A 25,348-nucleotide genomic window follows, 5' to 3' on the forward strand; every position below is an offset into this window, starting at 1 on the left:
TAAACCAGTCCCTGCAACACCTTCAGCGATTTCCCCTCAAATTATTCCGGACAGCAGTGCGCGGAGGCGGGGACCCAATCTTGCCGGCATCTCGACGACGCAGGTAGAACTTGGGTCCCCGCCTTGCGCAGGGACGACGTATTGATAAGCTTACGAACGTTCAACCCGCCAGGTTCGCATACAACGCCGTACTCAGATACCGCTCGCCGAACGAGGGAATGATGGTGACGATCAGCTTGCCCGCATTCTCCGGCCGCCTGGCGACCTGGATCGCGGCCCACAACGCGGCGCCGGACGAGATGCCGACCAGCAGCCCTTCCTCGCGCGCGGCCGCGCGGGCCGTCTCGAAGGCGTCGTCGTTCTTGACGGCGATGACTTCGTCGTAGCTGTGCGTGTTCAGCACTTCCGGGATGAAGCCGGCGCCGAGGCCCTGGATCGGGTGCGGGCCTTTCGTGCCCTTGGACAGGATGGGCGACGCGTCCGGTTCCACGGCGATGGCCTGGAACGACGGCTTCCTCGCCTTGATCACTTCGGCCACGCCCGTGATGGTGCCGCCCGTGCCGACGCCGGCCACGAGGATGTCGACCTTGCCGTCCGTGTCGCGCCAGATCTCCTCGGCCGTCGTGCGGCGGTGGACGTCCGGATTGGCCGGGTTGTTGAACTGCTGCGGCATGAAGCAGTTCGGGTCGGACGCGACGATTTCCTCGGCGCGGCGGATCGCGCCCAGCATGCCTTCCGGCCCCGGCGTGAGCACCAGTTCGGCGCCGTACGCGCGCAGCAGCATGCGCCGCTCGTTGCTCATCGTCTCGGGCATGACGAGGCGGCAGCGGTAGCCGCGCGCCGCGCACACCATCGCCAGCGCGATGCCCGTGTTGCCGCTGGTGGCTTCGACGATGATGGTGTTCGGGCCGATCCGGCCGGACTGCTCGGCCGCCTCGATCATGGCCAGGCCGATCCGGTCCTTCACGCTGTGCGCCGGATTGTAGAACTCGAGCTTGGCGGCGATGTCCGCGCCGGCGCCCTGCGCCATGCGGCGGATCCGCACCAAGGGGGTATTGCCGATCAGTTCCGTCACGTCGTTCGCGATGCGCATGCAGGTCTCCCGGTTGAGTGATGAGTTGGACTTACTTGACCTTCAGCAGTTCCACGTCGAAGATCAGATCGGAGTCCGGCGGGATCGAACCGCCGCCGGCGCCGCGTTTGCCGTAGGCGAGTTCGCTCGGGATGATCAGGGTGCGCTTGCCGCCCACCTTCATGCCCTGCACGCCCTGCTCCCAGCCCTTGATGACCTGGCGCGCGCCGAGCTGGAACTCGAGCGGTTCGCGGCCCGCATCCAGCGACGAATCGAACTTGTGGCCACGCTGCCTGGCGGCCAGCGGCTTGTAGAACCAGCCCGTGTAATTGACGACGACTGTGCTGCCGTACGTCGCTTCGGCGCCCTTGCCGATCACGTGGTCGATGACCTGCACCTGCGGGCCTTGCGGGGCCTGGGCTGCGGGGGCCGGGTTGACGGGATTGTTCGGGTTGGCGGGAGCGGCGGCGTTGGCGGTGGCCTGGGCCGGGTCCTTGGGACCGGGCAGGCCGTTGCCGGCCTGGGATGCGTCCTGCGCGTTGGCGGCGGCAGCCGCCAGCAGCAGGCCTGCGAGGGCGATACGACGGATCATGGAGCCTCTTTCACGAATCAGTAAAAAAACTGATTCTATGATAGCAAGGCCTCCTCCGGTTGCCCAGCATCGACGGATTCGGTTACAAGTATGGGTTCGGCAACCGGCTGCGGCGCCGGCACGGCCGCATGCGCCTGCTCCGCCAGCTTGCGCAGCAGATGGCCGGCCGCGACCATGCCGAACGTCGCGGTGACGACCATGCTCGACCCGAACCCGGCGCAGTTCAGGCCCGTGATGCTGTTGGCGTCGACGTCGCAGGCGTCGCCGGATTCCGGATAGCGCAGCGGTTCCATCGAGAACACGGCGTCGATGTGGTACTTGTTCTTTTCGCCGCGCGCGAAACCATAGCGGGCCCGCAGGATCTTGCGCACTTTCTTGAGCAGCGGTTCCTGCTCGGTGCGGGCGAGGTCGCGCACCTCGATCTTCGTCGGATCGAGCTGGCCGCCAGCGCCGCCGATGACGACCAGCGGAATCGCATGCTCGCTGCAGTACGCGATGAGCGCGGCCTTGGCCTTGACGCTGTCGATGGCGTCGACGACGTAGTCGAAACGGTGCGTCCCGATCATCTGCGGGATATTGTCCGGATCGATGAAGTCTTCGACGAGCTCGACTTCGCAGTACGGATTGATGAGCGCGATGCGCTGCTTCAGCGCTTCGATCTTGGGCATGCCGACCGTGGTCGACAGGGCCTGGATCTGGCGGTTGATGTTGGATTCGGCCACGTTGTCGAGGTCGATGAGCGTGAGGCGGCCGACGGCGCTGCGCGCCAGCGCTTCGACGATCCAGGAGCCGACGCCGCCGACGCCGACCACGCAAACGTGCGCCGCACGGAAGCGTTCCAGTGCACGCTCGCCGTAGAGGCGGGCAATGCCGCCGAAGCGGCGGCGGAAGTCGACGTCATCGAGGAGAGAGGTGGAAATCGTAGTCGTCATCCAGCCATTTTACCGGACGGAATGGCGCTCCTTGCTCTAAAATAACTTTCAGTCAATCAAAAATTGGGCCGCATCCTGCGTGTCCACAACAGCGACCATGAACAACCTTCTTTCCGACCCCGCGCCCGATTTCGACCAGCCCGTTGCCGTCCTCAAGCATTGCCACGGACGCATCCGCAAGCAGCTGACCACGCTGGAAAAACTGCTGGGCCATCTGCCGGAACACGGTGCCGACGAGCAGGCGCGCCAGGCGGCGACGGCCGTGCTGAAATACTTCGACAAGGCCGCCCACCTGCACCACGAGGACGAAGAACAGGACCTGCTGCCGATGCTGCTCGCCGTCGCCCAGGGCGAGGATGCGGCCACGCTGCAGGCACTGGCGCCCGTGATCCTGCAGGAACACAAGGAGATGGACGGGATGTGGCAAGACCTGCACGAACAGCTGGCGGCCATCGCGGACGGCAGCGGCACGCAGCTGTCCGCCTCCATCGTCCGCCGCTTCGTGCAGAGCTACCAGGGCCACATGGAACGCGAGGAAGGCGTCGTGGCGCCGATGGCGCTGCGCCTGTTCGGACCGGACCAGATGGCGCGCCTGGGCGGGGCCATGCGCCGGCGCCGCGGCCTCGACGCTCCGGCCGCGCCGGACATCGGCGAACGCGTGGCCGACCTGCGCAAGGATTACGGCCAGGCCCGGCTCGACGAGGACGACGTGGCCGCCGATCCGATCGTCCAGTTCACGCGCTGGTTCGAGGAAGCGCTCAAGGCCGAGGTGAACGAACCGAACGCGATGAGCGTGGCCACCGTGGGCGACGACGGGCGTCCGACGTCGCGCATCGTGCTGGTCAAGCAGTTCGATGCGCGCGGTTTTACCTGGTATACGAACTACGCGAGCCAGAAAGGAAAGCAACTGGAAAGCAAGCCTTTTGCAGCTCTGCTATTCTTCTGGAGTGAACTTGAACGGCAAGTGCGAATCGAAGGCAGAGTCGAGCGTACCAGTGCCGACGAAAGCGATAAGTATTTCAACAGCCGGCCCCTGAAAAGCCGGCTGTCGGCGATCGCGTCCGAGCAAAGCGAACCGATCGCGAACCGTGCCGCCCTCGAACAACATTACGAGGCAGTGGCGCGTCAATATGGCGAAGCACCGCCACGGCCACAGCATTGGGGCGGTTTTCGCCTGGTGCCGGAACGGATCGAGTTCTGGCAGGGGCGGCGTTCACGCTTCCACGACCGCATCGTCTACACGCGGCAGGAAGACGGACTTTGGACGCGGCAACGTTTGCAACCCTGAACCGGCGCGTCCGGTTCGGGACTAGCCGGAGATACGCGTGTTCGACCAGATGAAGCTTTCCGCCTGGACTTCAGGCATTCGCAGCAAGTTCAACCTGCCCCTGCGCGTGGAATTGTGGAACGGCGCGCAGGTCGACCTGTCGTCCGACCACCAGCCGCGCGTGAAGATCCGCGTGCCCAACCCGGGCGGGCTGCGCTACCTGCTGGCGCCGTCGCTGGGGAACCTGGGCGAAGCCTATGTCGAAGGCGCGCTCGAGATCGAAGGGCGCGCGGCCGACATGATCCAGGTGGGCTCCGCCCTCGCGGAAACCACGGGCAAGCCGGCGCGCACGAGCCGTGTCGCCAGCGCCGCCCTGCGCCTCGTCTCGCCGCACACGCGCGAGAAAGATGCCGAGGCCATCCGCTACCACTACGATGTCTCCAACGAGTTCTACAGCCTGTTCCTCGACCCGGCGATGGTGTATTCCTGCGCCTATTTCGAGAACGGCGACGAAGACCTGGCCACCGCGCAGCAAAAGAAGATCGACCACATCCTCACCAAGATCGGCGTGCAGCCGGGCCATACGCTGCTCGACATCGGCTGCGGCTGGGGCGCCCTGGTCATCCGCGCGGCCACAAAGTTCGGCGCGCGCTGCGTGGGCGTCACGCTGTCCGAACGCCAGTGCGAGCTGGCGCGCGAGCGCGTGGCCCGGGTCGGCCTGCAGGACCGCATCGACATCCGCCTGCAGGACTACCGCGACGTCGACGGCCAGTTCGACCGCATCACGAGCGTCGGCATGTTCGAGCACGTCGGCGTGGAGCACCTGCCGGAGTACTTCAGCCGGGTCAACAGGCTGCTGGCACCGGGCGGCGTCGTGATGAACCACGGCATCACCACGGCGGACGTCGAGCAGCGCAACAGCCCGTACGGCGGCGGCGAGTTCATCGACAAATACGTGTTCCCGCACGGCGAGCTGGCGCACCTGTCGACCGTCATCCGCACCATGCAGGAAGGCGGCCTCGAGGTGCGCGACGTGGAAAACCTGCGCCGCCACTACGCCCGCACGTGCGCGCTGTGGACCGAGAATTTCGAGAACAACGCCGAGCGCATCCAGGCGACGTGCGATCCGAAGACCTTCCGCATCTGGCACGTCTACCTGGCCGGCTGCGCCTACGGGTTCGCGCACGACTGGATCAGCCTGTACCAGATCGTGTGCGGCAAGGCGGGACAGGAACCGGCGCAGATCCCGTGGTCGCGGCGCTACATGTATCCGTGACCGGCGGGCACGGGGTGCGGCAACTTATTTGACGCGCTCCGTGAACGTCTTGCGGAACTTGGCCACCTTCGGCGCCACGACGAAGGCGCAATACCCCTGCAACGGATGCTGGGCGAAATAATTCTGGTGGTAATCCTCGGCCTTGTACCACTGTTCGTCCGGCAGCACCTGCGTGACGATGGGCGCATCCCACACGGCGGCCATCTCGGCCATCACCTTGCGCGCCGTCGCCTCCTGTTCCGGCGACGTGAAGAAGATGACGGACCGGTATTGCGTGCCGACGTCGTTGCCCTGGCGATTGAGCGTCGTCGGGTCGTGGATGGTGAAAAAGATTTCCAGGATGTCGCGATAGCCGATCACGTTCGGATCGAACTCCAGCTTCACCACTTCGGCGTGGCCCGTCGTGCCCGCGCATACCTGCTCGTAGGTCGGGGCGGGGGTCTCGCCGCCCATGTAGCCCGATTCCACGCCGAGAATGCCGCGCGCTTCGAGATAGACCGCTTCCAGGCACCAGAAACACCCGCCGCCCAGGATGGCCACTTCGGTTGCTGATTGCTGGCTCATACTGACTCCTCGAGGGATAAATAGTTTTCCATGGCTTCACTGTAACCGAAAGTGCACTGTTGTGCAGGATCAACGAGCAGCCGGCCAGAGGGAGACAGGCCATTGGTGGCATAATGCGCGGATGAACACCAGCTCACCTCGCGCTACCACGCGCGGTTTCGATTCCGCCCATTTCCGCCAGGCCCTGTCCCAATTCGCGACCGGCGTTACCGTCATCACGACGCGCCTCGGCGACGGCCATTTCCGCGGCCTGACCGCATCGTCCTTCAATTCGGTGTCGCTGGAACCGCCGCTCGTGCTGTGGAGCCTGTCGAACGTGGCCAACAGCCTGCCCATCTTCACCGGCAACTCGCACTACGTGATCAATGTCCTGTCCGCCGGGCAGGAAGAGCTGGCACGCCGGTTCTCGCGGCGCGGCCAGGACCCGTTCGAGAGCGTCGAGTACGAATTGTCGCGCACCGGCCAGCCGATCCTGAAGGGCGTCTCGGCCTGGTTCGAATGCCACAACCGCAGCCGCTATCCGGAAGGCGACCACGTGATCTTCGTGGGCGAAGTGGAAGACTGCGCCGTGCATCCGCAATCCGCGCTGCTGTTCCATGGCGGGCGCTTCGGCACGACCTGACTTGTTCGTTTAAAAATGAAAATGGCTGTCGCAGTTTGAAAAGATGCGGCAAGGCGGCCTTCCTATAATGGCTCGATCCGGGCGGCCTACCCGTTCGCCCGGCGTCCGCCATTCGACCATTCGACAAGAATATTCTGAGACAGGAGTCCCATGAGCCGTTCCGATACGCCCCGCAAAGCCCATTTTCACTGGGATGATCCGCTGCTGCTGAACGAGCAGCTGCTCGACGAGGAGCGCATGGTGCGCGACGCCGCCGCGGCCTATTGCCAGGACAAGCTGCTGCCGCGCGTTCTGGAAGCCTTCCGCCATGAAACCACCGACGCCGCCGTGTTCCGCGAGATGGGCGAACTCGGCCTGCTGGGCCCGACCATCCCCGAGCAATACGGCGGCCCCGGCCTGAACTACGTCAGCTACGGCCTGATCGCGCGCGAAGTCGAGCGCGTCGATTCCGGCTACCGCTCGATGATGAGCGTGCAGTCGTCGCTCGTGATGGTGCCGATCTACGAGTTCGGCAACGAAGAGACGAAGCAGAAATACCTGCCGAAACTCGCGACCGGCGAATGGATCGGCTGCTTCGGCCTGACCGAGCCGAACCACGGCTCCGACCCGGGCTCGATGGTCACGCGCGCGCGCAAGGTCGACGGCGGCTACTCGCTCTCCGGCTCGAAGATGTGGATCACGAACTCGCCGATCGCCGACGTGTTCGTCGTCTGGGCCAAGGATGACGAGGGCAAGATCCGCGGCTTCGTGCTGGAAAAGGGCTGGAAGGGCCTGTCGGCGCCGGCCATCCACGGCAAGGTCGGCCTGCGCGCCTCGATCACGGGCGAGATCGTGATGGACGAGGTGTTCTGCCCCGAAGAAAACGCCTTCCCGGAAGTGCGCGGCCTGAAGGGTCCGTTCACCTGCCTGAACTCGGCCCGCTACGGCATCGCCTGGGGCGCGCTCGGCGCGGCCGAAGACTGCTGGCACCGTGCCCGCCAGTACGTGCTGGACCGCAAACAGTTCGGCAAGCCGCTGGCCGCCAACCAGCTGATCCAGAAGAAGCTGGCCGACATGCAGACGGAAATCACGCTGGGCCTGCAGGGCGTGCTGCGCCTGGGCCGCATGAAGGACGAAGGCACGGCCGCGGTCGAGATCACGTCGATCATGAAGCGCAATTCCTGCGGCAAGTCGCTGGACATCGCGCGCATGGCCCGCGACATGATGGGTGGCAACGGCATCAGCGACGAGTTCGGCGTTGCGCGTCACCTCGTCAATCTGGAAGTCGTCAACACGTACGAAGGTACGCATGACATCCACGCGCTGATCCTGGGTCGTGCGCAGACGGGAATCGCGGCGTTTTGAATGTTTGGTGGGCTCGGGGAGCCCACCCTACGAATACCGCAGCCGTAGGGTGGGCACCCCGTGCCCACCATGAACAACCGAAAAAAAACCGCCTCGAAGGGCGGTTTTTTTATTGCGCGGAAACGCGTCAGAACTTGTAGCCCAAGGTCAGCACGGTCGAGTTCGGGTCCAGCTTCATGTGCTGGCCCTGGTGCGTCGAGAAGTGCACGTCGGTACGCAGACGGGTCTTCACGAGCGCGGCGTTGAGGAACCATTTCTGGTTGAAGTTCCAGACGGCGCCGATCTGGCCCGACACGGTCCACTTGTTGTCGATGCTGAACGTCGTCGCCGGGCCGCCCGGGTTCGTCAGCGCGGTCATGCGGAACGAGCCGGTTTCCTTGTAGAAGTAGGCATAGGTCACGCCCAGGCCGACGTAAGGACGGAAGGCCGAGGTCGGCTGGAAGAAACGGTATTGCACGAACGCGGTCGGCGGCAAGGCTTGCACCGTGCCCAGCTCGCCCGTGCCGGCGATGGCGCCGGCGCCATACAGGCTGTGCTTGTACGGGGTCGCAAAGGTGAATTCGCCGGTGATGTTGTCGGTGATGCCGTAGTTGACCACGATCACCGGTTCGGTGTCCTTGCCGACGTCGCCCAGCGAGTTGGGGAGGGCCGGGGCGGTGATCGCGCCGCTTTCGACGTGCGGGGTGATCTGGGTGGCGCCGACCGACACGGCCCACTGCCCCTTGACCTGTGCCGCGGCGCTGCCGGCCACGGCCAGCGCGCCCGCGGCAACCAGCAGTTTCACGACGTTGGAACTTACTTTCATGTTATCTCCTGATTCTTATGGTTGGCCTGTCCGCGCGGACAGGCCTGTCGTGAGGATTACAGCCAGCCCTTCGTAGCCATCTGTTCGAGGACGTAGCGCGCGATCAGCCAGTTCTCGAACGGGGTCGGGTGCACGTCGTCGGCGAACATGTAGTGGCTGACGTCGCCGGCGATCACGTTCTTCGCGTTGCAGACGAGCGACGTCGTGCCCAGTGCGTTCGGGCCGCAGGCCGGGGTCGACGTGTTCGTCAGCCCGTACGGGGCCGGGTTGATGACTTCGTCGTGGCTGACGCTCCACAGGTCGACGTACAGGACCTTGGGTTCGGTCGCGACACCGGCCTTGAGCTGGGCGTTGAACGCGTCGACGGCCGTCTTGATCAGGGCCTGGACGGCGGCCGGCTGCGATTTGCCCGACGGCGTCGAAGCCACGTCCGGCAGGTTGTTCACGACGACGTAGTTCGCGCCCTTGGCGAGGATCTGCGTCTTGACGAGGGCCGCCAGCTGGGCACCTGCGGTCCCCATCGCGGTGACGACGCCCGCTGCGTTGGCGGTCAGGTAGTCGGCGCCCGCTTTCTGGCCGGCGGCCGTCGCGTCGGCCTGGGCCTTGACGACCATCGGACCATACACGGTGGCCTGGGCGGCCGCGGTGTTGCCGGCCATGACGGCCGCGGTGACGGCGGCTTGCACGACGGACGTGTCCGTGTGGCCGGCACGCGCCGCTTCCGTCTGGATCGCGAGGCCGATGGCCTGGGCGGCCGTGGCCGGGTTCGTCGCACCGGCGGCCAGCTGCGTCGTCAGCGAAACGGCAAACGCTTGCGAGCCGGCGGCGGTGCCGGCGGCGGTGGCGCTGGCCGACAGTTGGCCCATCAGGAACAGGATGTCATTGCCGCCGGCCAGGACCGTCACCAGCTCGGTGCCGCTGAACTTGCCGCCGGTCTTGGCCAGGTGGTTCGCGATCTGCGTCACCACCGGCACGGTCGTCTGGCCCAGCGGCGAGCCGGCGGCCGCGTTGCCGGGGCCGACCGGATTCGTCACGCGCGAGCCGCCCTGCGCATAGTTGAGACAGTTGGTGTTGAACGTGACGGGCACGGAGAAGCCCTTGGTCGCGTCGCCTTGCAGGCCCGTCTGGGCCGGGCACGGTGCCGGCAGGTTCAGCTGGGCGGCGACGAATTCGGTCCAGTTCTTGCCCGTCAGGTCCGGGCTGATCGCCGTGTTGTCGCCGTTGATCGTGAACTTGCCACCGCCCAGTGCCTTCACGCCGCCGACGGCATAGGTGCCGACGTCCGACAGGCTGTCGCCGAACGATACCTGGGCGCTGAACTTGGTTCCCGGGGTTTGATCGCCGCCGCGGGGGCTGGTGCTGCTGCCGCCGCAGGCCGACAGGACAGCAGCGGTCACCAGTGCGAGCGCGAATGAGGTCTTACGCATTGTGTCTCCTAAAGAAATTTTTCTTCTGCAACGAACGGCCGTGCTATTCGTGTATTAACTAATATGCCAGTGTTCAGCATCGTTGTATAGAGAAAACCTTTGTCGTACGCCGGCAACAACAGCTGGTTTTTTTCCGGTAGAGACGAGGCCGGCAGCGGCCGATTATAGCAACGCTGCCAGCCTGTTTTTGACTCAATGTGACAATGTTGACTGAAAATAATCGCGCGTCGCCGCCATGCAGAATGGGGCCACGAGGCCGGCGTGGTAGGTAGACGACACGGCATCGTCGCCCGAGGCCGCGCGCAGGATCGCCTTGGCGGCCACGAAGCCCGCCTTGGCCGAGCGGTACGGGTCGTTCAGGCCGGGTGTGTCGTCGATGTCCAGCAGCGTGATGTTGCTGCCGCGCGCACTGAAATAGCTCGCCGCCGCCGTCGCGTTAAAGAACGGCACGACGGGATCGGCATGGCCGCCGCACAGCATCGTCGGCGCGCCCGGCATATAGCTGCGCAGGTCATTGCGCACGAGCCATTTGCGCAGGTTGTGGGCCGGAGCACAGGCCAGCGGCGCGGTCGCGCTCTGGTCGCACGGGTGGGATGCCAGGTCGGCCAGGTAGCCGTTGCGGTAATCCGTGCGGATCAGGTTGTTGGCGCCGAAATATTGCGTATAGCCGGCCGCCTGCGGCTGCGAATTCGCGGCGAACAGTGCCGTGGCGGGCAGCTTGCCCTGGTCGACGAGATCGCTGCTGCCGAGGCTGCCCGGCACCAGGTCGGCGATCGTGGCGGCATACGGGGCCTCGTAGATGTCGGACGGCGTCGTGTACAGCGCAGCGCTGGCGTGCTGGCCGGCGTTGACGATCATCGGCACGATCACGGTGGCGCCGTTGCGCGGCGCGCCGCCGAACAGGTCGTCGCCGAAACGGGCGAGCGCGTACGGACCCGACATGCCGGACGCCGCCGTCACGTTGAACTCGTTCGTGCCCAGGTCCTGCATGGCGCGCTGCGTGGCCAGCGCCACATAGCCGCCCTGCGAATAACCGGTGACCATCAGCTTGCCCGAATCCTTCGCGCCGATCGCCGTGAACGAGGTGCGCGCGGCGCGCAGGGCGTCGATCATGTCGGCGGCCTGCGCGACGCGGTCGAGATACGGGTGATAGCCGAGCGAGGAGCCGCTGTAGCCCGTGTAGTTCGGCGCCACGACGATGAAGCCCTGCGCCGCGAACACGGCCGCCGCCAGGCGGGCTTCCGTGTTGTTGGCGATGTCGGCCATGTCGTAGGATTTCTGCAGCGAGGTGCCGTGCGCATACAGCACGACGGGACGCGAGTTGCTGCACGAGTTGCCGCCGCCCGTGGGCACGAAGACGGCGGCGCTGCCATCCGTCGCTTCGCCGGCGCCGCCGACGGTGTTGTAGTGCACGCGGTACACGGACACCGAGCACTGCGGCTGGCCCGCGACGGCGAGGGTGCCCTGCTGTGCCGCTTCGAGGAAGCCGGCCAGCACGGTGGGGGTCAAGGTGGGCAGGCTGGCGCCGCCGATATTGACGGCCACGGAGGCCGCCTGGCCCACGAGGCTGCCGCGGGTCGGGAGGGGCAGCGGATCGGGATTGACGACGCCGGTCGGCGTGCCGCCGGCGGTGGTGCCGCCGCTGCAAGCGGCAAGCAGATAGCCCAGCCCGAGGCTGCAGGCCAGGTTGAACAGGGAACGCATGGATGTCCTTCGACTGACGGATGACTAAAACGGCAAGCGCCGGCGCGCATCGGTGGACAACGAATGGCGGGGAAAGGTCCGCGTGGAGGCGGCGCAGGCGCGCAATGCCCGACACCGGGCATTGCCGCCAAGGATGCACCGGGCGGGCGATTTTGGGAAGATTCCGAACGGATTACAGCGCGGGAGTGTTGTTTATCAACCCGTGCACGATGCCCGTCGAGCCATGCGCGGCGCGGCGCAGGCGGTCGTTGACGCCCAGCCAGGGGCCGTCCTGCGGCGGCGCCTCGACGAGGATGACGTCGGCGGCAGTACCGTCCATCGCCCGCAGCGCCGCGTACAGGGCGTGCGCGAAACCTTCCGGCGAGGCGGGCAGCCGCACGGCCGCGTGGGTGGCCGGCAGGTCCGAATAATGGATCAGGGCGACCTTGCGCCCCGCCGCCTGCAACCTGGACAAGGTGCCGGCCAACGTCGCCGTGTCCTGCATCGCGACGGGCGTGTGCGGCGCGTAATGCGATTCCAGCGTGCCGGAGGCGCGGGGCGCGGCGGCATCCGGACGGGCCGGCACCTGGTCGATCACGGCCGCGATGGCATCGAGCGAGATATGACCCGGACGCAGCAGCACCGGACCGTGCGTGGCCAGCCGGGACAAATCGACGATCGTCGATTCGATGCCGACCTCGCTCTGCCCGCCATCCAGCACGAAGGCGATGCGGCCGCATTCTCCGATGTCGTCGGCGAACTCGTCGCGCACGTGCTGGGCCGTCGTCGGGCTGACGGCGCCGAATTTATTGGCGGACGGCGCGGCGATGCCGCCCTTCCCGCCCTTGAACGCTTGCAGCAGCCGGATGGCGACGGGATGCGACGGACAGCGGATGCCGACCGTGTCCTGGCCGCCCGAGACGGCGTCCGGGATGTGCGGCGCGCGTTTTAAAATCATCGTCAGCGGACCGGGCCAGAAGGCGTCGGCCAGCTGGCGCGCTTCCGACGGGATGTCGGTGGCCCAGTAGTCGAGATCCGCGCCGGGCGCCACGTGCACGATCACGGGGTGATCCTGCGGCCGGCCCTTGGCGGCGTAGATCGCGGCAACGGCGGCCGGGTTCTCCGCGTCGGCGCCGAGGCCGTACACGGTCTCGGTCGGCAACGCGACGAGCCGGCCGGCCTCCAGCGCGCGCGCGGCGGCGTCGATCGCATCCGTCACGGCGCGCTTCACAGCCTGATTTCCAGGATGGCGCAGGCCTGCTCGAAACTCGCCCGGGCTTCCGGCAAGGTGGGCGCGACGAACGTCACGTGCCCCATCTTGCGGCCGCGGCGCGGGTCGGTCTTGCCGTACAGGTGCAGGTTGGCGCCGGGCAGCGCCAGCACCCGGTCCCACGCCGGTTCGCGCGCGCCGTCGCCATCGCCCTCGAACCACACGTCGCCGAGGATGTTCAGCATGACGGCCGGCGAATGCTGGCGCACTTCGCCCAGCGGCAGTTTCGCCATCGCCCTGACCTGCTGGGCGAACTGGCTCGTGATGCAGGCGTCCATCGTGTAATGGCCGCTGTTGTGCGGCCGCGGCGCCATCTCGTTGACGACGAGCGAGCCATCCGTCAACACGAAGAATTCGATGCACAGCACGCCGACATAACCGAGCTCGGCCACGATGGCGCGCGCGGCATCCTGCGCCTTGCGCGCGCATTCATCCGACACGTTCGGGCCAGGCACCGTCGTCGTGAACAGGATGCCGTCGCGGTGCACGTTCTCCGCGATCGGGTAGACGACCGACTGGCCATCCGCCCCGCGCGCCGTCAGCACCGACACCTCATAGGCGAGCGGCAGCATCTTCTCGAGCAGGCAGGTCACGCGGCCCATCGCTTCGAACGCGGCGCGCACGTCCTCGCGCGTGCGCACACGCACCTGCCCCTTGCCGTCGTAACCCATGCGCACGGTTTTCAGGATGCCGGGCAACAGGTCGTCGGCGATCGCGGCGACGTCGGCGTCGCTCGCGATCACCTTGTGCGGCGCCGGCATCACGCCGGACTTGCCCGCGCAGGCGACGAAGAACGATTTTTCCGCGATGCGGTCCTGGGCGACGGAGACGCCATGCGCATCCGGCGCCACGAACACCTGTTGCGCGAGGCGCGACAGGCTGGCGGCCGGAACGTTTTCGAACTCCGTCGTGACGGCCACGCATTGCGCGGCCAGCGCATCCAGGCCGGCGGCATCCTCGTAGCCGGCCTCGACGAGGCGCTCGGCCACCTGGCCGGCCGGGCAATCGTTCGACGGCTCCAGCACGGCCACGCGGTAACCCATCGCCTGCGCGGCGTGGGCGAACATGCGGCCCAGCTGGCCGCCGCCCATCACGCCGAGCCAGGCCGGTTCGGCCGCGGCGGGGAGAAAAACTGGGGACTTCGTATTACTCATCAGTCGTTCACGGGCAGGGTCATGGCCTTGGCGGCGGCGGTCTGTTGCAACCGGAATTGTTCCAGCTGGCCTGCCAGGGCGTCGTCGGTGGTGGCGATGATGGCGATCGCCGTCAGCGCGGCATTCGCGGCGCCGGCTTCGCCGATGGCGAAGGTCGACACCGGCACGCCTTTCGGCATCTGCACGATCGACAGCAGCGAATCTTCGCCGCGCAGGTATTTCGACGGCACGGGCACGCCCAGCACCGGCACGACGGTCTTCGCGGCCACCATGCCCGGCAGGTGCGCGGCGCCGCCGGCGCCGGCGATGATGGCGCGCAGGCCGCGCGAGCGTGCGCTTTCCGCATACGCGAACATCTCGTCCGGCATGCGGTGCGCCGAGATCACCTGCGCTTCGAACGGCACGCCGAACTGCTTCAGCATGGCGCAGGCGTGCTGCATCACGTCCCAGTCGGAACTGGAGCCCATGATCACGCCGACGAGCGGCTTGTTCTGTTCCGCCATCGTCAAACCTTCAGCTTCTCGCCGGTCAGGCGTTCGATGGCTTCGAAGTACTTGGCCTGGGTCTTGTCGATGACGTCCTGCGGCAGCGCCGGTGCCGGCGGGGTCTTGTGCCAGTCGGTCAGGGTTTCCAGGTAGTCGCGCACGAACTGCTTGTCGTACGACGGCGGCGACATGTCCGGCGCGTACGAGTCCGCCGGCCAGAAGCGCGACGAATCGGCGGTCAGGACTTCGTCCATCAGGTGCAGCACGCCGTTCTCGTCGAGCCCGAATTCGAACTTGGTGTCGGCGATGATGATGCCGCGCGTGGCCGCGTAGTCGGCCGCGGTCTTGTACAGCTGGATGCTGATGTCGCGGATCTTGTTGGCCAGTTCCGAGCCGATGCGCTGCTCCATGTCGGCGAAGCTGATGTTCTCGTCGTGCTCGCCCAGGTCGGCCTTGGCGGCCGGGGTGAACAGCGGCTCGGGCAATTTATCCGCCTGGCGCAGGCCGGCCGGCAACTGGATGCCGCAGACGGCGCCGGTGGCCTGGTAATCCTTCCAGCCGGAACCGATGATGTAGCCGCGCACGACGGCTTCGACGAGGATCGGCTTCAGGCGCTTGGCCACGACGGCGCGGCCTTTCACCTGCTCCACTTCCTCGGGTGCGACCACGGATTCCGGCGCCACGCCGGTCAGGTGGTTCGGCACGATGTGGCCGAGCTTTTCGAACCAGAAATCGCTCATCTGGTTCAGCACCATGCCCTTGCCGGGAATCGGTTCGTTCATGACGACGTCGAAGGCCGACAGGCGGTCGGTCGTGACGATCAGGATCTTGTCGTCGCCGACGGCGTAGTTGTCACGGACCTTGCCATGGCCCAGCAGTGGCAGGGAGGAAATAGTGGATTGGTAGAGGCTTTTCATAGAGGGGATATCTTGATAAAGCGAAACCGGCAAAGGTGCCGGTCGGATGGGCGGCGGTTGGGAGAACCGGTGCCAAAGCGATATTTTACGTGATTCCTACGTCATCGTCGTCAAAAGCAAACGATGGGCAGATGGGAGCAACCGTAGAAGCGACCGCAAAACGACCGTCGCCCCTGCGAAGGCAGGGGCCCAATTTCGTGGCACAGCCGAGGAAACTGGATCCCCGCCTGCGCGGGGACGACGATTGTTAGAGTACGTGTCCTCGTCGACAGTACGTGTATTCGATTACTGAACGATCTGCGCCAGTTCGCCAGCTTTATAGCGGTCCGCCATTTTCTCCAGCGGCATCGGCTTGATCTTGGCGGCCATGCCCTCGCAACCGAAGGAGATATAGCGCGCCTTGCAGATCTGCGTGGCCGCTTCGCGGGCCGGCTTCAGGTAATCGCGCGGGTCGAACTTGGACGGGTTCTCGAACAGGTATTTGCGGATCGCGGCCGTCATCGCCAGGCGGATGTCGGTGTCGATATTGATCTTGCGGACGCCGTGCTTGATGCCTTCCTGGATTTCCTCGACCGGCACGCCATAGGTTTCCTTCATGTCGCCGCCGAATTCGCGGATGATGGCCAGCAGCTCCTGCGGCACGGACGACGAACCGTGCATCACGAGGTGCGTGTTCGGGATGCGCGCGTGGATTTCCTTGATGCGGTCGATGGCGAGGATGTCGCCGGTCGGCTTGCGCGTGAATTTATACGCGCCGTGCGACGTGCCGATGGCGATGGCCAGCGCGTCGCACTGGGTGCGCGCGACGAAGTCGGCGGCCTGCGCGACGTCGGTCAGCAGCTCTTCGCGGGTCATGGTGCGGTCGGCGCCGTGGCCGTCTTCCTTGTCGCCCTTCATCGTTTCCAGCGAACCGAGCACGCCCAGTTCCGCTTCGACGGTGACGCCGATCGAGTGCGCGAACTTGACGACTTCCTTCGACACCTCGACGTTGTAGTCGTACGAGGCGACCGACTTGCCGTCCGCTTCCAGCGAGCCGTCCATCATGACGGAGGTGAAGCCCGAGCGGATCGCGGCCATGCAGACGGCCGGCGACTGCCCGTGGTCCTGGTGCATGACGACCGGGATGTGCGGGTAGGCTTCGACGGCGGCGTCGATCAGGTGGCGCAGGAAGGCTTCGCCGGCATATTTGCGGGCGCCGGCCGAAGCCTGCATGATCACCGGGCTGCCGGTCTGGTCGGCCGCGGCCATGATGGCCTGGACCTGCTCCAGGTTGTTGACGTTAAAAGCCGGCAGGCCGTAGCCGTGTTCGGCGGCATGGTCCAGCAGTTGACGCATTGATACGAGTGCCATGGTTTAGCTCCATAGGAATAAAGAAACCTTTCCGGGTCTCACACCTGCTGCGCGCGCGTGCGCCTGGCCTCGCGCGACAGGCGCGTCAGCCATGCACATCACTTTCGTTCGACAGTCCGGCGCGGCCGCGGGTTGCGGCCGCGCGCTCAGGTATTGAGCTCCCTCTTAATCGAATTCCCCGACACGAACGATTTTCAGTGCGTTCGTACCGCCGACCTGGCCCATCGGCTCACCCCACGTGACGACGATCATGTCGCCCTTCTTGACGATCCCGTTGGCCACCATCAGGTCTTCGGCCTGGCGCAGGACGGCGGCGCTGTCGCCGCGCTGCGTCAGGTGGTACGCATGCACGTTACGATACAGCGATACCTTGCGCTGGGTGGTGACGCTTGGCGTCAGGGCGTAGATCGGGGTGTCGACGTGGTGACGGCTCATCCACAGCGCGGTCGAGCCGGATTCGGTCAGCGCCACGATCGCCTTCACGCGCAGGTGGTGCGCGGTGAACAGGGCGCCGTAGGCGATCGACTGGTCGATCCGGGTGAACTGCACGTTCAGGAAGTCGGCTTCGAGTTTGTTGTATTCGGAACGTTCCGCTTCGACGCAGATGGCGGACATCATCTCGACCGTCTCGACCGGCCACTTGCCGGCGGCGGTCTCGGCCGACGTCATGACGGCGTCGGTGCCGTCCAGCACGGCGTTCGCCACGTCCGACACTTCGGCGCGGGTCGGCACGGCGTTGACGATCATCGATTCCATCATCTGCGTGGCGGTGATCGCCAGCTTGTTGGAATCGCGCGCCATGCGGATCATGCGCTTCTGCAGCGCCGGCACGGCCGCGTTGCCCACTTCGACGGCGAGGTCGCCGCGGGCGACCATGATGCCGTCGGAGGCGTCCAGGATTTCCTGCAGCACGGGAATCGCTTCCGCGCGCTCGATCTTCGCGATCATCATCGGCTTGTGGCCCGACGGCTCGCCGGCGATGTTGGCCAGCTGGCGCGCCATTTCCATGTCGGTCGCCGTTTTCGGGAAGGAAATCGCCAGGTAGTCGGCCTGGAAGGTCATCGCGGTCTTGATGTCTTCCATGTCCTTCGCGGTCAGCGCGGGCGCCGTCAGGCCGCCGCCCAGGCGGTTGATGCCCTTGTTGTTGGACAGTTCGCCGCCGACCTTGACGATGGTGTGGATCTCGCTGCCGGCCACGCGCTCGACGATCAGCACGATCAGGCCGTCGTTCAGCAGCAGCGTGTCGCCCGGACGCACGTCGTTCGGCAGGGCCTTGTAGTCGAGGCCGACGCGCTCCTGGTTGCCCAGTTCGCCGTTCTCGCCCCAGCGGGAGTCGAGGATGAAGCGGTCACCATTGTTCAGCAGGATCTTGCCCTCTTCGAACTTGCCGACGCGGATCTTCGGCCCCTGCATATCGGCCATGATCGCCACTTCGCGGCCGCACTCGGCGGCGGCGCGACGCACCAGGTTGGCGCGGTCGATGTGGTCCTGGGCACGGCCGTGCGAAAAGTTCAGGCGCACGATATCCACGCCCGCACGAATCATGCGGACGAGCGTATCGAAGTCGGAGGAAGCGGGGCCGATGGTTGCGACGATCTTGGTGCCACGAGACATTGAACTATCCTTGAAGTGAAAAGCGCAGCCCGTGAGCTGCGCCGGTGACCGGTAGGTTTATTTTGCTGCGCTGCGCTGGAGCAGCATCTCCACGGCCGGGAGCGTCTTACCTTCGAGGAATTCGAGGAAGGCGCCGCCGCCGGTCGAGATATAGCCGATTTGGTCGGCAATATTGTATTTTGCGATGGCGGCCAGGGTGTCGCCGCCGCCGGCGATCGAGAAGCCTTTCGAGGACGCGATGGCCGCGGCCAGGGTCTTCGTGCCTTCCGCGAACTGGTCGAACTCGAACACGCCGACCGGGCCGTTCCACACGATGGTGCCGGCCTTGCCGATCTGTTCGGCGAGCTGGGCCGCGGTCTTCGGGCCGATGTCCAGGATCATGTCGTCATCCGCCACGTCCTTGACGTCCTTGATGGTCGCGGCGGCCGTCGGCGAGAATTCCTTGGCGCACACGACGTCGACGGGAATCGGCACCTGCGCGCCGCGGGCAGCCATCTTCTCGATGATCGTCTTCGCTTCGCCGACGAGATCCAGTTCCACGAGCGACTTGCCGATGTTCAGGCCCACGGCCTTCATGAACGTGTTGGCGATACCGCCGCCGACGATCAGGTTGTCGACCTTGTCGGCCAGGCTCTGCAGGATCGACAGCTTGCTCGACACCTTGGAACCGGCCACGATGGCCAGCAGCGGACGCTGCGGCGCGCCCAGGGCCTTGCCCAGCGCGTCCAGCTCGGCCGCCAGCAGCGGGCCCGCGGCGACCACGGGCGCGAACTTCGCGATGCCGTGCGTGGTCGCTTCGGCGCGGTGCGCGGTGCCGAAGGCGTCGTTGACATAGATGTCGCACAGCTTGGCCATCTTCTGCGCCAGCTCGTCCGAGTTTTTCTTTTCGCCCTTGTTGACGCGGCAGTTTTCCAGCAGCACGACCTGGCCCGGCGCGACGTCGACGCCATCGACCCAGTTCTGCTTCAGCTCGACGGGCTGGCCCAGCAGCTCGGACAGGCGCTTGGCGACGGGCGCCAGGCTGTCTTCCGGCTTGAACTCGCCTTCGGTCGGACGGCCCAGGTGCGACGTGACCATCACGGCCGCACCCGCATCAAGCGCAGCGCGGATCGCGGGAACCGAAGCACGCACGCGCGTGTCTTCCGTAATGTTGCCGGCGTCGTCCTGAGGAACGTTCAGGTCCGCGCGGATGAAGACGCGCTTGCCCTTCAGCGCGTCTTGGTCGATCAGGTCTTGCAAGCGGGTGAAATTGAGAACGGCCATTGTCAACTGTCGAGAAATGTTTAAAAAACGCTATTTTACCTTAGGCCAGCCCTTGGAAAACATGAGAAACGCGCAGGACAGTGAATACCACCATGCCGATAACGATGGTCTGCAACATGTTCCGCCGCCACAGGTAGTAGGCGAGCGCCGCAAGGCCGGCCAGCAGTTTCGGATTCGTGACGGCCAGCTGGATGTCGCCCTGCGGCCCCAGCATGAAATCCGGCGCGACGATCGCCGCCAGCGCGCAGGCCGGCGCATAGCGCAGCAGTTCCTGCACGCGCCGGGGAATCGTCACGCGGTGGCCCACCATCCACAAGCCGCTGCGGGTGCAGGCGGTGGCCACGGCCAGCACGGCGATGACGGCCCAGATGTCCCAGTCAGCCATGGCGCACCTTGCGCCGTCCGCGCGTTTCCTCGACGGCGATGGCGGTGGACATGCCGACGACGACCGCAAGCAGCAACCCCAGCTTGTACGGCAGGCCATGTGCCAGCACGGACACGATGCCCGCCACCAGCACGCCGCACAGGGCCGCGCTGTTGATGATCAGGGGGACCAGGATGCACAGGATGGCGAGCGTGCCGGCAAACCCCAGCTGCCATTCGGTCGGGACGGCGCTGCCCAGGAAGATGCCGGCGAACGTGCCGGCCTGCCACGCGCCCCAGGTCGGATACAGCAGGCCCTTGAGGAACGACAGCTTGCCCCGTTCGGGCGCCGTACGGGGGTAGCGCTGCAGGAAAAGTGCCGTCGTCAGATCGCCGGAAATATAGCCGAGATAAAAACGCTGGAACAGCGGCAGCTTCGCGAAATGGGGGGCGAGCAATGCGGAAAAGATGACGAAGCGCAGGTTGACGACGAACGCCGTGGCAAAGATGACCCCGACGGGCGCACCCGCGGCGATCAACGGAAGCGACGCGAGCTGGGCCGAGCCCGAATACACGACGAGGGTCATGGTGCTCGCCTGCAGCACGGTGAGGCCGCTCTTGACCATCGCGACGCCCAGCACCATGCCCCACGCGACGAGGCCGAACAGCGTGGGCAGGCCGACCTGGAAACCTTCGCGCCAGGCGGCGGCATCGTGGCCGTCGACATCGCCGGCGCTGCCGTCGCCGCGTTGGGCGCCTGAATCCAGGTGTGGGCCGTTCATGTCGCGTTCCTGCAACAAAAGCGGCAAACAGGCATGGCGGACGGGCGGCGTTCGGACATGAAACGATGTAGTGAGAATGCGTGTAGATTTCCTTGCCGGAAATTCTACTCGACAGTATTAAGGCCGCTATTCTACCGGACCATTCCGGCAATCAGGTCGAATCCGTTAGAATCGTGGTTTTGGGAATGCCGAGATACCGGACGCGCGACGACGAGCCGCAAGCGCCATGGATAGCTAAGGTAAGTAAATACGGCGCGCATGGCAAGCCTGCACAGGCCGGTTCTTGGGAATTCCCCTTGCCAAACTAGTTGACGGAGAAATCGATGAACGACAAGACCATCCCGGTCGTGGAACTGGAAGCCAAGGACCTGCCGGCATATTGCCCTAACCCGGCCATGCCGCTGTGGTCGTCCCACCCGCGCGTCTTCCTGGATTTCGATCACGACGGCAACGCCAAGTGCCCGTACTGCGGCACCCAGTACCGCCTGAAGCCGGGCACCGTGCTGGCTCACCACTGATTTCTGTCATGCCTGGGGGCTTGCCGTGAACCCAGCGAGCGCCGCGGCCACCCAGGCCGCCCCAAGCTACCAGGCGCCCTGGTGGCTGCCGGGCGGCGACCTGCAGACGATTTATCCCGCCCTCTGCATCCGCAAACCGGCCGTCGCCTACCGGCGCGAGCGCTGGAACACGCCATGCGGCCAGGATTTCATCGACGTCGACCTCGTCGACGGTGCCACGGCCGGCGCCCCGTTCGTCCTGCTGTTCCACGGCCTGGAAGGGTCGTCGGACAGCCATTACGCACGTTCCCTGATGGCGCTCGTCGCGGCGCGCGGCTGGCATGGCGCGGTCCCGCACTTCCGCGGCTGCTCGGGCGAGGCGAACCTGGCCCCGCGCTTCTACCACTCCGGCGACGCCGAAGAACTCGACTGGATCATCCGCCGGCTGCGTCCCCGCCATGCCGGTCCGTTCTACGTGGCCGGGGTGTCGCTCGGCGGCAATGCCCTGCTGCGCTGGCTGGGTGAACAGCGCCATGGCGCGGGCATCGTCGACGCCGCCGTGTCCATCTCCGCCCCGCTCGACCTGGCGGCCGGCGGCGCCGCGCTGTCGTCCGGCTTCAACCGCCTGTACACGCGCATGTTCCTGCAGACCCTGAAGCCGAAGGCGCTGGCCAAGCTGGAACGCTTTCCCGGCCTGTTCGACCGCGACCGCCTGCTCGCCGCAAACGATTTATACAGTTTCGACAACGTCGTCACCGCCCCGCTGCACGGCTACCGCGACACCGACGATTACTGGCACCGCGCCAGCGCCCGCCACGTCCTGCACGACATCGTCGTCCCGACCCTCGTGCTGAACGCGCGCAACGATCCGTTCCTGCCGGGCCGCCACCTGCCGCAGACGGCCGCGCCCGCGGTGACGCTGGACTATCCGGCAACGGGTGGCCATGTCGGCTTTTCCACGGGCCCCTTTCCGGGACGCCTGGACTGGCTGCCGCAACGCATCCTGACCTTTTTCGACGACACGGCCGGCCGCCCCGATCCGCACGCCACGCGCGCGCCGGCGCCCCCGCGGCTGTGCCAAGCTTGAACCCATGGACGACATCGTAAAACAGGCAATGGCCAAATGGCCGAACGTGCCCTACTGCTACGGCTGGCTGGCACTGGACGCGCGCGGCGCCTGGCGCATGCGCGACGAAGCGTCCCAGCGCGCCGGCACACCGGGCGACAAGCTCACGAACGCGGCGCTGGTCGGCTTCATCGCCCGCAATTATTTGCCGGATGAGCGCGGCTGCTGGTATTTCCAGAACGGTCCGCAGCGCGTCTACGTCAACCTCGAGACGACGCCGTTCATCGCCCGCACCGACCCCGCGCAAGGCCTCGTCCTGCACACGGGCCAGCCGCTGGATGCCCCGGCCGAAGCCTGGCTGACGGACGCCGGCGGCATCGTGCTGCGCGCCGGGCAGACGGTGGCCCAGGTGGACGACCGCGACGCGGCGCAACTGCTGCAGGCATTCGAACTGGATGGCCGTCCCGCGGCGGACGAGGACGTGATGGCGTGGCTGGAAGGCGGCGCGGGCGGCCTGGCCCTGCGCTGGCAGGACCGGCGCATCGCCGTCGGGCGGCTGATGGCGGACGAGATGCCGGAACGCTTCGGTTTCGTGCGCCGGCCGGATTTGCTGCAGCCGAAGAGTTAGTCATCGTCGTCCCCGCGAAGGCGGGGACCCAAGTACTGTGCCGTTACGCACGCAAAATTAGGCCCCCGCCTCCGCGGGGGCGACGGTAGCGGTGGCGGTGGCGGTAACGATGACAGCGGCAGCAGCAACGACAGCAACGACAGCAACGACAGCAACAGCAACGTCGTTCAGGCTACCGATCCCTGTCCTTCTTCTCTTTCTTCTCGTCCTTCTGGCGCTCGTTCAACTCCCGCTCGCGCGCATCGATCACGGCCTGGTCGTAGAACGACACGTCCTTCGCCTTGCGCGCGAGATTGAGCTGGTCGACGGCCGCCGGCACCGCCCCCGTCAGCACATACGATTCGGCCAGCGCCATGTGCTGCAAGGCGATCTTGCCCTGGGCCGCATATGTCTTGGCCAACTGATCGTAGAGCTTGGGCTCCTCGCGGTATTGCTGCACCTGGTCGCGCAGGAACTGGCCGGCCTTGTCCAGCTGGCCGTCCGCGATCAGCGCGTCGGCGTACTGGCGCGTCAGCATGCGCGACAGCGGGAATTTCTGGTACGCGGCTTCCGCTTCCTGGACGGCCTGGTGGACGACTTGCGGCGGTTGCCCGGGCGCCAGCTTGATCTCGATGCCGAGGCCGGCAAACATGGCGCTGCCGTCCGTACCGCTGCGCTCGCTCGAAAACACCCCGGGACGCGGCTTCGTCGACGCCTTCGCCTTGTCGAGCCAGCTCTGCGCCGTCTTGAGATCGCCCTGCTTCAGCGCGAGGTACGACAGGCCGTACATCGCGGCCGTCTGCTGCTGCGTGTTCGGCTGGGCCAGCTGGCTGTCGAACGTGGATTTCGCTTCGTCGCGGCCTTTCTGGCTTTCGTCCTGCAGCACGCGCACGCGGGCGCGCACGAGGTGGAATTCGATGCTGTCCGGCCGGATGCGGATAGACTTGGGATTCTCGCGGATACGCGCCTGGATGTCGGCGATGCGCTCGCCCGTCAGCGGGTGGCTGCTGAGCCAGGCCGGCGCCTCGCCATACACGCGCGTCGTGCTCTGCAAGCGCTTGAAGAAATTGACCATGCCCGACGTATCGTAACCGGCCGCGCGCATCGTCTGGAAGCCGACGCGGTCCGCCTCGCGCTCGGCGTCGCGGCTGAAATTCAGCTGGCGCTGGATGGCCAGGCCCTGCCCGCCCATCATGACGCCCATCGCCGCATCGGCCCCGCCGCCGGCCTTGCCGACCAGCGCCGCCAGCAGCAGCGCGGCCAATGGCAACAATGCATCCTGCTTCTGCTGGCCGATCATGCGGGCGATGTGGCGCTGCTGCACGTGGCCGATCTCGTGCGACAGCACGGACGCCAGCTCCGACTCGCTCTGCGCCGAGAGCAGCAGTTGCGAGTGGACGCCGATGAACCCGCCGGGCAGCGCGAACGCGTTGATCATCGGATCGCGCACGGCGAAAAAGAAGAAATCGGCATTCGTCTCGCCGCGCGCGCCGGGCGCGAACGACACGAGGTTTTCGCCGAAGTTGTTCAGGAACTCGATGATCGCGTCGTCGTCCAGGTAATCGGGATCGCGCCGGATATCGTTCATGATCTCTTCGCCCAGCTTGCGCTCCATCACGGGCGACAGGTCGGCACGCGCCGTGTCGCCGAGCGTGGGCAAGCCGGTCGAATCGGCGCTGCCGTGCAGGACCGGAACAGTGGGGGCGGCGAGCGCGCCGGCGGTCGCCACGGCCAGGCTGACGGCCGCGGCGAGACGGCGCCACGGGCACCTTGGTGAAAGCTGCAACATCGCTGAAATCGGGTTAGGTTTCACGATGCTATGATAACCGCTTCCCGGCCATTGCTACTGCCGGGCCATATTTTGTTACTTTGCTGCCTGAACAACATGACAACATCCACCGACGCCGCCAGCCCCCTGACCCACTTCGACGCCACCGGCCAGGCCCACATGGTCGACGTCGGCGCCAAGGACGCCACCCACCGCATCGCCGTGGCCGCCGGCACCATCCGCATGCAACCGGCCACGCTGGCACTGGTGACGTCGGGCTCGGCCAAGAAGGGCGACGTGCTGGGCGTGGCGCGCATCGCGGCCATCATGGCGGCCAAGCGCACGAGCGACCTCATTCCCTTGTGCCATCCGCTGGCGATTACCCGGGTCGCGGTCGATTTCGAAATCGATGCCGCGAACAACAGCGTGCATTGCCGGGCGCAGGTCGAGACCTACGGTAAAACCGGGGTCGAAATGGAAGCGCTCACTTCCGTCCAGGTGGGCTTGCTGACCATTTATGACATGTGCAAGGCCGCGGATCGCGGGATGGTCATGACTGATGTGCGCGTGCTGGAAAAGCATGGCGGGAAGTCGGGGGACTGGACGGCACGGATATGAACGCCCCACG

At 66.0% G+C, this 25,348-nt stretch carries 25 protein-coding genes; 8 read left to right on the plus strand and 17 right to left on the minus strand.

The window, feature by feature from the left end; all coding sequences use genetic code 11:
• Positions 1-160: 160 nt before the first annotated feature.
• From cysK to tcdA, 3 genes are read right to left on the minus strand one after another with little or no spacing between them, the layout of a single operon-like run.
• Positions 161-1,093 (minus strand): cysteine synthase A, encoded by a 933-nt coding sequence (gene cysK / locus ASC93_RS21030; protein ID WP_056447050.1) that lies wholly within the window; start codon positions 1,091-1,093, stop codon positions 161-163.
• 31 nt (positions 1,094-1,124) lie between these two features.
• Positions 1,125-1,664 (minus strand): FKBP-type peptidyl-prolyl cis-trans isomerase, encoded by a 540-nt coding sequence (locus ASC93_RS21035; protein ID WP_056447052.1) that lies wholly within the window; start codon positions 1,662-1,664, stop codon positions 1,125-1,127.
• 35 nt (positions 1,665-1,699) lie between these two features.
• Positions 1,700-2,596 (minus strand): tRNA cyclic N6-threonylcarbamoyladenosine(37) synthase TcdA, encoded by an 897-nt coding sequence (gene tcdA / locus ASC93_RS21040; RefSeq protein WP_056447055.1) that lies wholly within the window; start codon positions 2,594-2,596, stop codon positions 1,700-1,702.
• Between the two features lie 97 nt (positions 2,597-2,693).
• Here tcdA and pdxH point away from each other — a divergent pair, with 97 nt between their 5' ends.
• The gene (pdxH, locus tag ASC93_RS30105; protein WP_082548227.1) at positions 2,694-3,884 is read left to right on the plus strand and encodes a pyridoxamine 5'-phosphate oxidase; all 1,191 of its coding nucleotides are present in this window, start codon (positions 2,694-2,696) and stop codon (positions 3,882-3,884) included.
• 37 nt (positions 3,885-3,921) lie between these two features.
• Complete coding sequence (locus ASC93_RS21050) at positions 3,922-5,139, plus strand: cyclopropane-fatty-acyl-phospholipid synthase family protein (RefSeq protein ID WP_056447060.1); 1,218 nt, start codon at positions 3,922-3,924, stop codon at positions 5,137-5,139.
• 24 nt (positions 5,140-5,163) lie between these two features.
• Here the strand turns inward: ASC93_RS21050 and msrA are convergent, their stop codons facing one another.
• Positions 5,164-5,703, minus strand: a complete 540-nt coding sequence (gene msrA, locus ASC93_RS21055) for a peptide-methionine (S)-S-oxide reductase MsrA (RefSeq protein ID WP_056447061.1) — start codon at positions 5,701-5,703, stop codon at positions 5,164-5,166.
• 121 nt (positions 5,704-5,824) lie between these two features.
• Here msrA and ASC93_RS21060 point away from each other — a divergent pair, with 121 nt between their 5' ends.
• Together ASC93_RS21060 and ASC93_RS21065 are read left to right on the plus strand one after the other, a co-directional pair.
• Positions 5,825-6,325: a flavin reductase family protein gene (locus ASC93_RS21060; RefSeq protein WP_056447065.1), complete on the plus strand. Its 501-nt coding sequence runs from the start codon at positions 5,825-5,827 to the stop codon at positions 6,323-6,325.
• A gap of 150 nt (positions 6,326-6,475) precedes the next feature.
• Complete coding sequence (locus ASC93_RS21065) at positions 6,476-7,669, plus strand: acyl-CoA dehydrogenase (protein ID WP_056447067.1); 1,194 nt, start codon at positions 6,476-6,478, stop codon at positions 7,667-7,669.
• 127 nt (positions 7,670-7,796) lie between these two features.
• Here ASC93_RS21065 and ASC93_RS21070 read toward each other — a convergent pair whose 3' ends face one another.
• From ASC93_RS21070 to ASC93_RS21125, 12 genes are all read right to left on the minus strand, one after another.
• Positions 7,797-8,474 carry an OmpW family protein gene (locus ASC93_RS21070; protein ID WP_056447070.1) on the minus strand — a complete coding sequence of 226 codons (678 nt, stop codon included), beginning with the start codon at positions 8,472-8,474 and terminating at the stop codon, positions 7,797-7,799.
• Between the two features lie 56 nt (positions 8,475-8,530).
• Positions 8,531-9,901: an SGNH/GDSL hydrolase family protein gene (locus ASC93_RS21075; RefSeq protein WP_056447073.1), complete on the minus strand. Its 1,371-nt coding sequence runs from the start codon at positions 9,899-9,901 to the stop codon at positions 8,531-8,533.
• 192 nt (positions 9,902-10,093) lie between these two features.
• On the minus strand, positions 10,094-11,605 hold the full coding sequence (locus ASC93_RS21080) for a S9 family peptidase (RefSeq protein ID WP_056447076.1): 1,512 nt from the start codon (positions 11,603-11,605) through the stop codon (positions 10,094-10,096).
• A gap of 172 nt (positions 11,606-11,777) precedes the next feature.
• On the minus strand, positions 11,778-12,815 hold the full coding sequence (locus tag ASC93_RS21085; protein ID WP_056447079.1) for an L-threonylcarbamoyladenylate synthase: 1,038 nt from the start codon (positions 12,813-12,815) through the stop codon (positions 11,778-11,780).
• Positions 12,812-14,008 (minus strand): 5-(carboxyamino)imidazole ribonucleotide synthase, encoded by a 1,197-nt coding sequence (locus ASC93_RS21090; RefSeq protein WP_056447082.1) that lies wholly within the window; start codon positions 14,006-14,008, stop codon positions 12,812-12,814. The genes ASC93_RS21085 and ASC93_RS21090 overlap by 4 nt, the downstream gene beginning before the upstream one ends.
• A complete protein-coding gene (gene purE, locus ASC93_RS21095) occupies positions 14,008-14,511 on the minus strand; it encodes a 5-(carboxyamino)imidazole ribonucleotide mutase (protein ID WP_056447085.1) in 504 nt (167 codons plus the stop codon). The genes ASC93_RS21090 and purE overlap by 1 nt, the downstream gene beginning before the upstream one ends.
• 2 nt (positions 14,512-14,513) lie before the next feature.
• Entirely contained in the window at positions 14,514-15,410 is an 897-nt protein-coding gene (locus ASC93_RS21100; protein ID WP_056447088.1) for a phosphoribosylaminoimidazolesuccinocarboxamide synthase, read from the minus strand.
• Between the two features lie 285 nt (positions 15,411-15,695).
• Positions 15,696-16,760: a class II fructose-bisphosphate aldolase gene (gene fba, locus ASC93_RS21105; protein WP_056447092.1), complete on the minus strand. Its 1,065-nt coding sequence runs from the start codon at positions 16,758-16,760 to the stop codon at positions 15,696-15,698.
• Positions 16,761-16,925: 165 nt separating this feature from the next.
• Positions 16,926-18,374 carry a pyruvate kinase gene (gene pyk / locus ASC93_RS21110; protein WP_056447095.1) on the minus strand — a complete coding sequence of 483 codons (1,449 nt, stop codon included), beginning with the start codon at positions 18,372-18,374 and terminating at the stop codon, positions 16,926-16,928.
• A gap of 57 nt (positions 18,375-18,431) precedes the next feature.
• Positions 18,432-19,637, minus strand: coding sequence for a phosphoglycerate kinase (locus ASC93_RS21115; RefSeq protein WP_056447098.1), 1,206 nt, complete (start codon positions 19,635-19,637; stop codon positions 18,432-18,434).
• Positions 19,638-19,677: 40 nt separating this feature from the next.
• Positions 19,678-20,022, minus strand: coding sequence for an AzlD domain-containing protein (locus ASC93_RS21120; RefSeq protein WP_056447101.1), 345 nt, complete (start codon positions 20,020-20,022; stop codon positions 19,678-19,680).
• A complete protein-coding gene (locus ASC93_RS21125) occupies positions 20,015-20,782 on the minus strand; it encodes an AzlC family ABC transporter permease (protein ID WP_056447105.1) in 768 nt (255 codons plus the stop codon). Before ASC93_RS21125 ends, ASC93_RS21120 begins: the two co-directional genes overlap by 8 nt.
• Before the next feature lie 323 nt (positions 20,783-21,105).
• Between ASC93_RS21125 and ASC93_RS21130 the strand changes: the two genes are divergently transcribed.
• The 3 genes from ASC93_RS21130 to ASC93_RS21140 are packed head-to-tail and all read left to right on the plus strand — an operon-like array spanning position 21,106 to position 22,973.
• Positions 21,106-21,300, plus strand: a complete 195-nt coding sequence (locus ASC93_RS21130; RefSeq protein ID WP_036236204.1) for a zinc-finger domain-containing protein — start codon at positions 21,106-21,108, stop codon at positions 21,298-21,300.
• A 25-nt stretch (positions 21,301-21,325) separates the two neighbouring features.
• Positions 21,326-22,366 carry a YheT family hydrolase gene (locus ASC93_RS21135; protein WP_056447109.1) on the plus strand — a complete coding sequence of 347 codons (1,041 nt, stop codon included), beginning with the start codon at positions 21,326-21,328 and terminating at the stop codon, positions 22,364-22,366.
• Positions 22,367-22,370: 4 nt separating this feature from the next.
• On the plus strand, positions 22,371-22,973 hold the full coding sequence (locus tag ASC93_RS21140) for a DUF2946 family protein (RefSeq protein WP_056447112.1): 603 nt from the start codon (positions 22,371-22,373) through the stop codon (positions 22,971-22,973).
• A 172-nt stretch (positions 22,974-23,145) separates the two neighbouring features.
• Here the strand turns inward: ASC93_RS21140 and ASC93_RS21145 are convergent, their stop codons facing one another.
• Positions 23,146-24,741: a M48 family metalloprotease gene (locus tag ASC93_RS21145; protein WP_056447115.1), complete on the minus strand. Its 1,596-nt coding sequence runs from the start codon at positions 24,739-24,741 to the stop codon at positions 23,146-23,148.
• A gap of 96 nt (positions 24,742-24,837) precedes the next feature.
• On the opposite strand from ASC93_RS21145, the gene moaC reads away from it, so the two are divergent.
• The gene (moaC, locus tag ASC93_RS21150) at positions 24,838-25,338 is read left to right on the plus strand and encodes a cyclic pyranopterin monophosphate synthase MoaC (RefSeq protein WP_056447118.1); all 501 of its coding nucleotides are present in this window, start codon (positions 24,838-24,840) and stop codon (positions 25,336-25,338) included.
• Positions 25,339-25,348 lie beyond the last annotated feature (10 nt).

Origin of the sequence: Massilia sp. Root335 (assembly GCF_001425685.1) — a bacterium.
GTDB lineage: Bacteria > Pseudomonadota > Gammaproteobacteria > Burkholderiales > Burkholderiaceae_D > Telluria > Telluria luteola.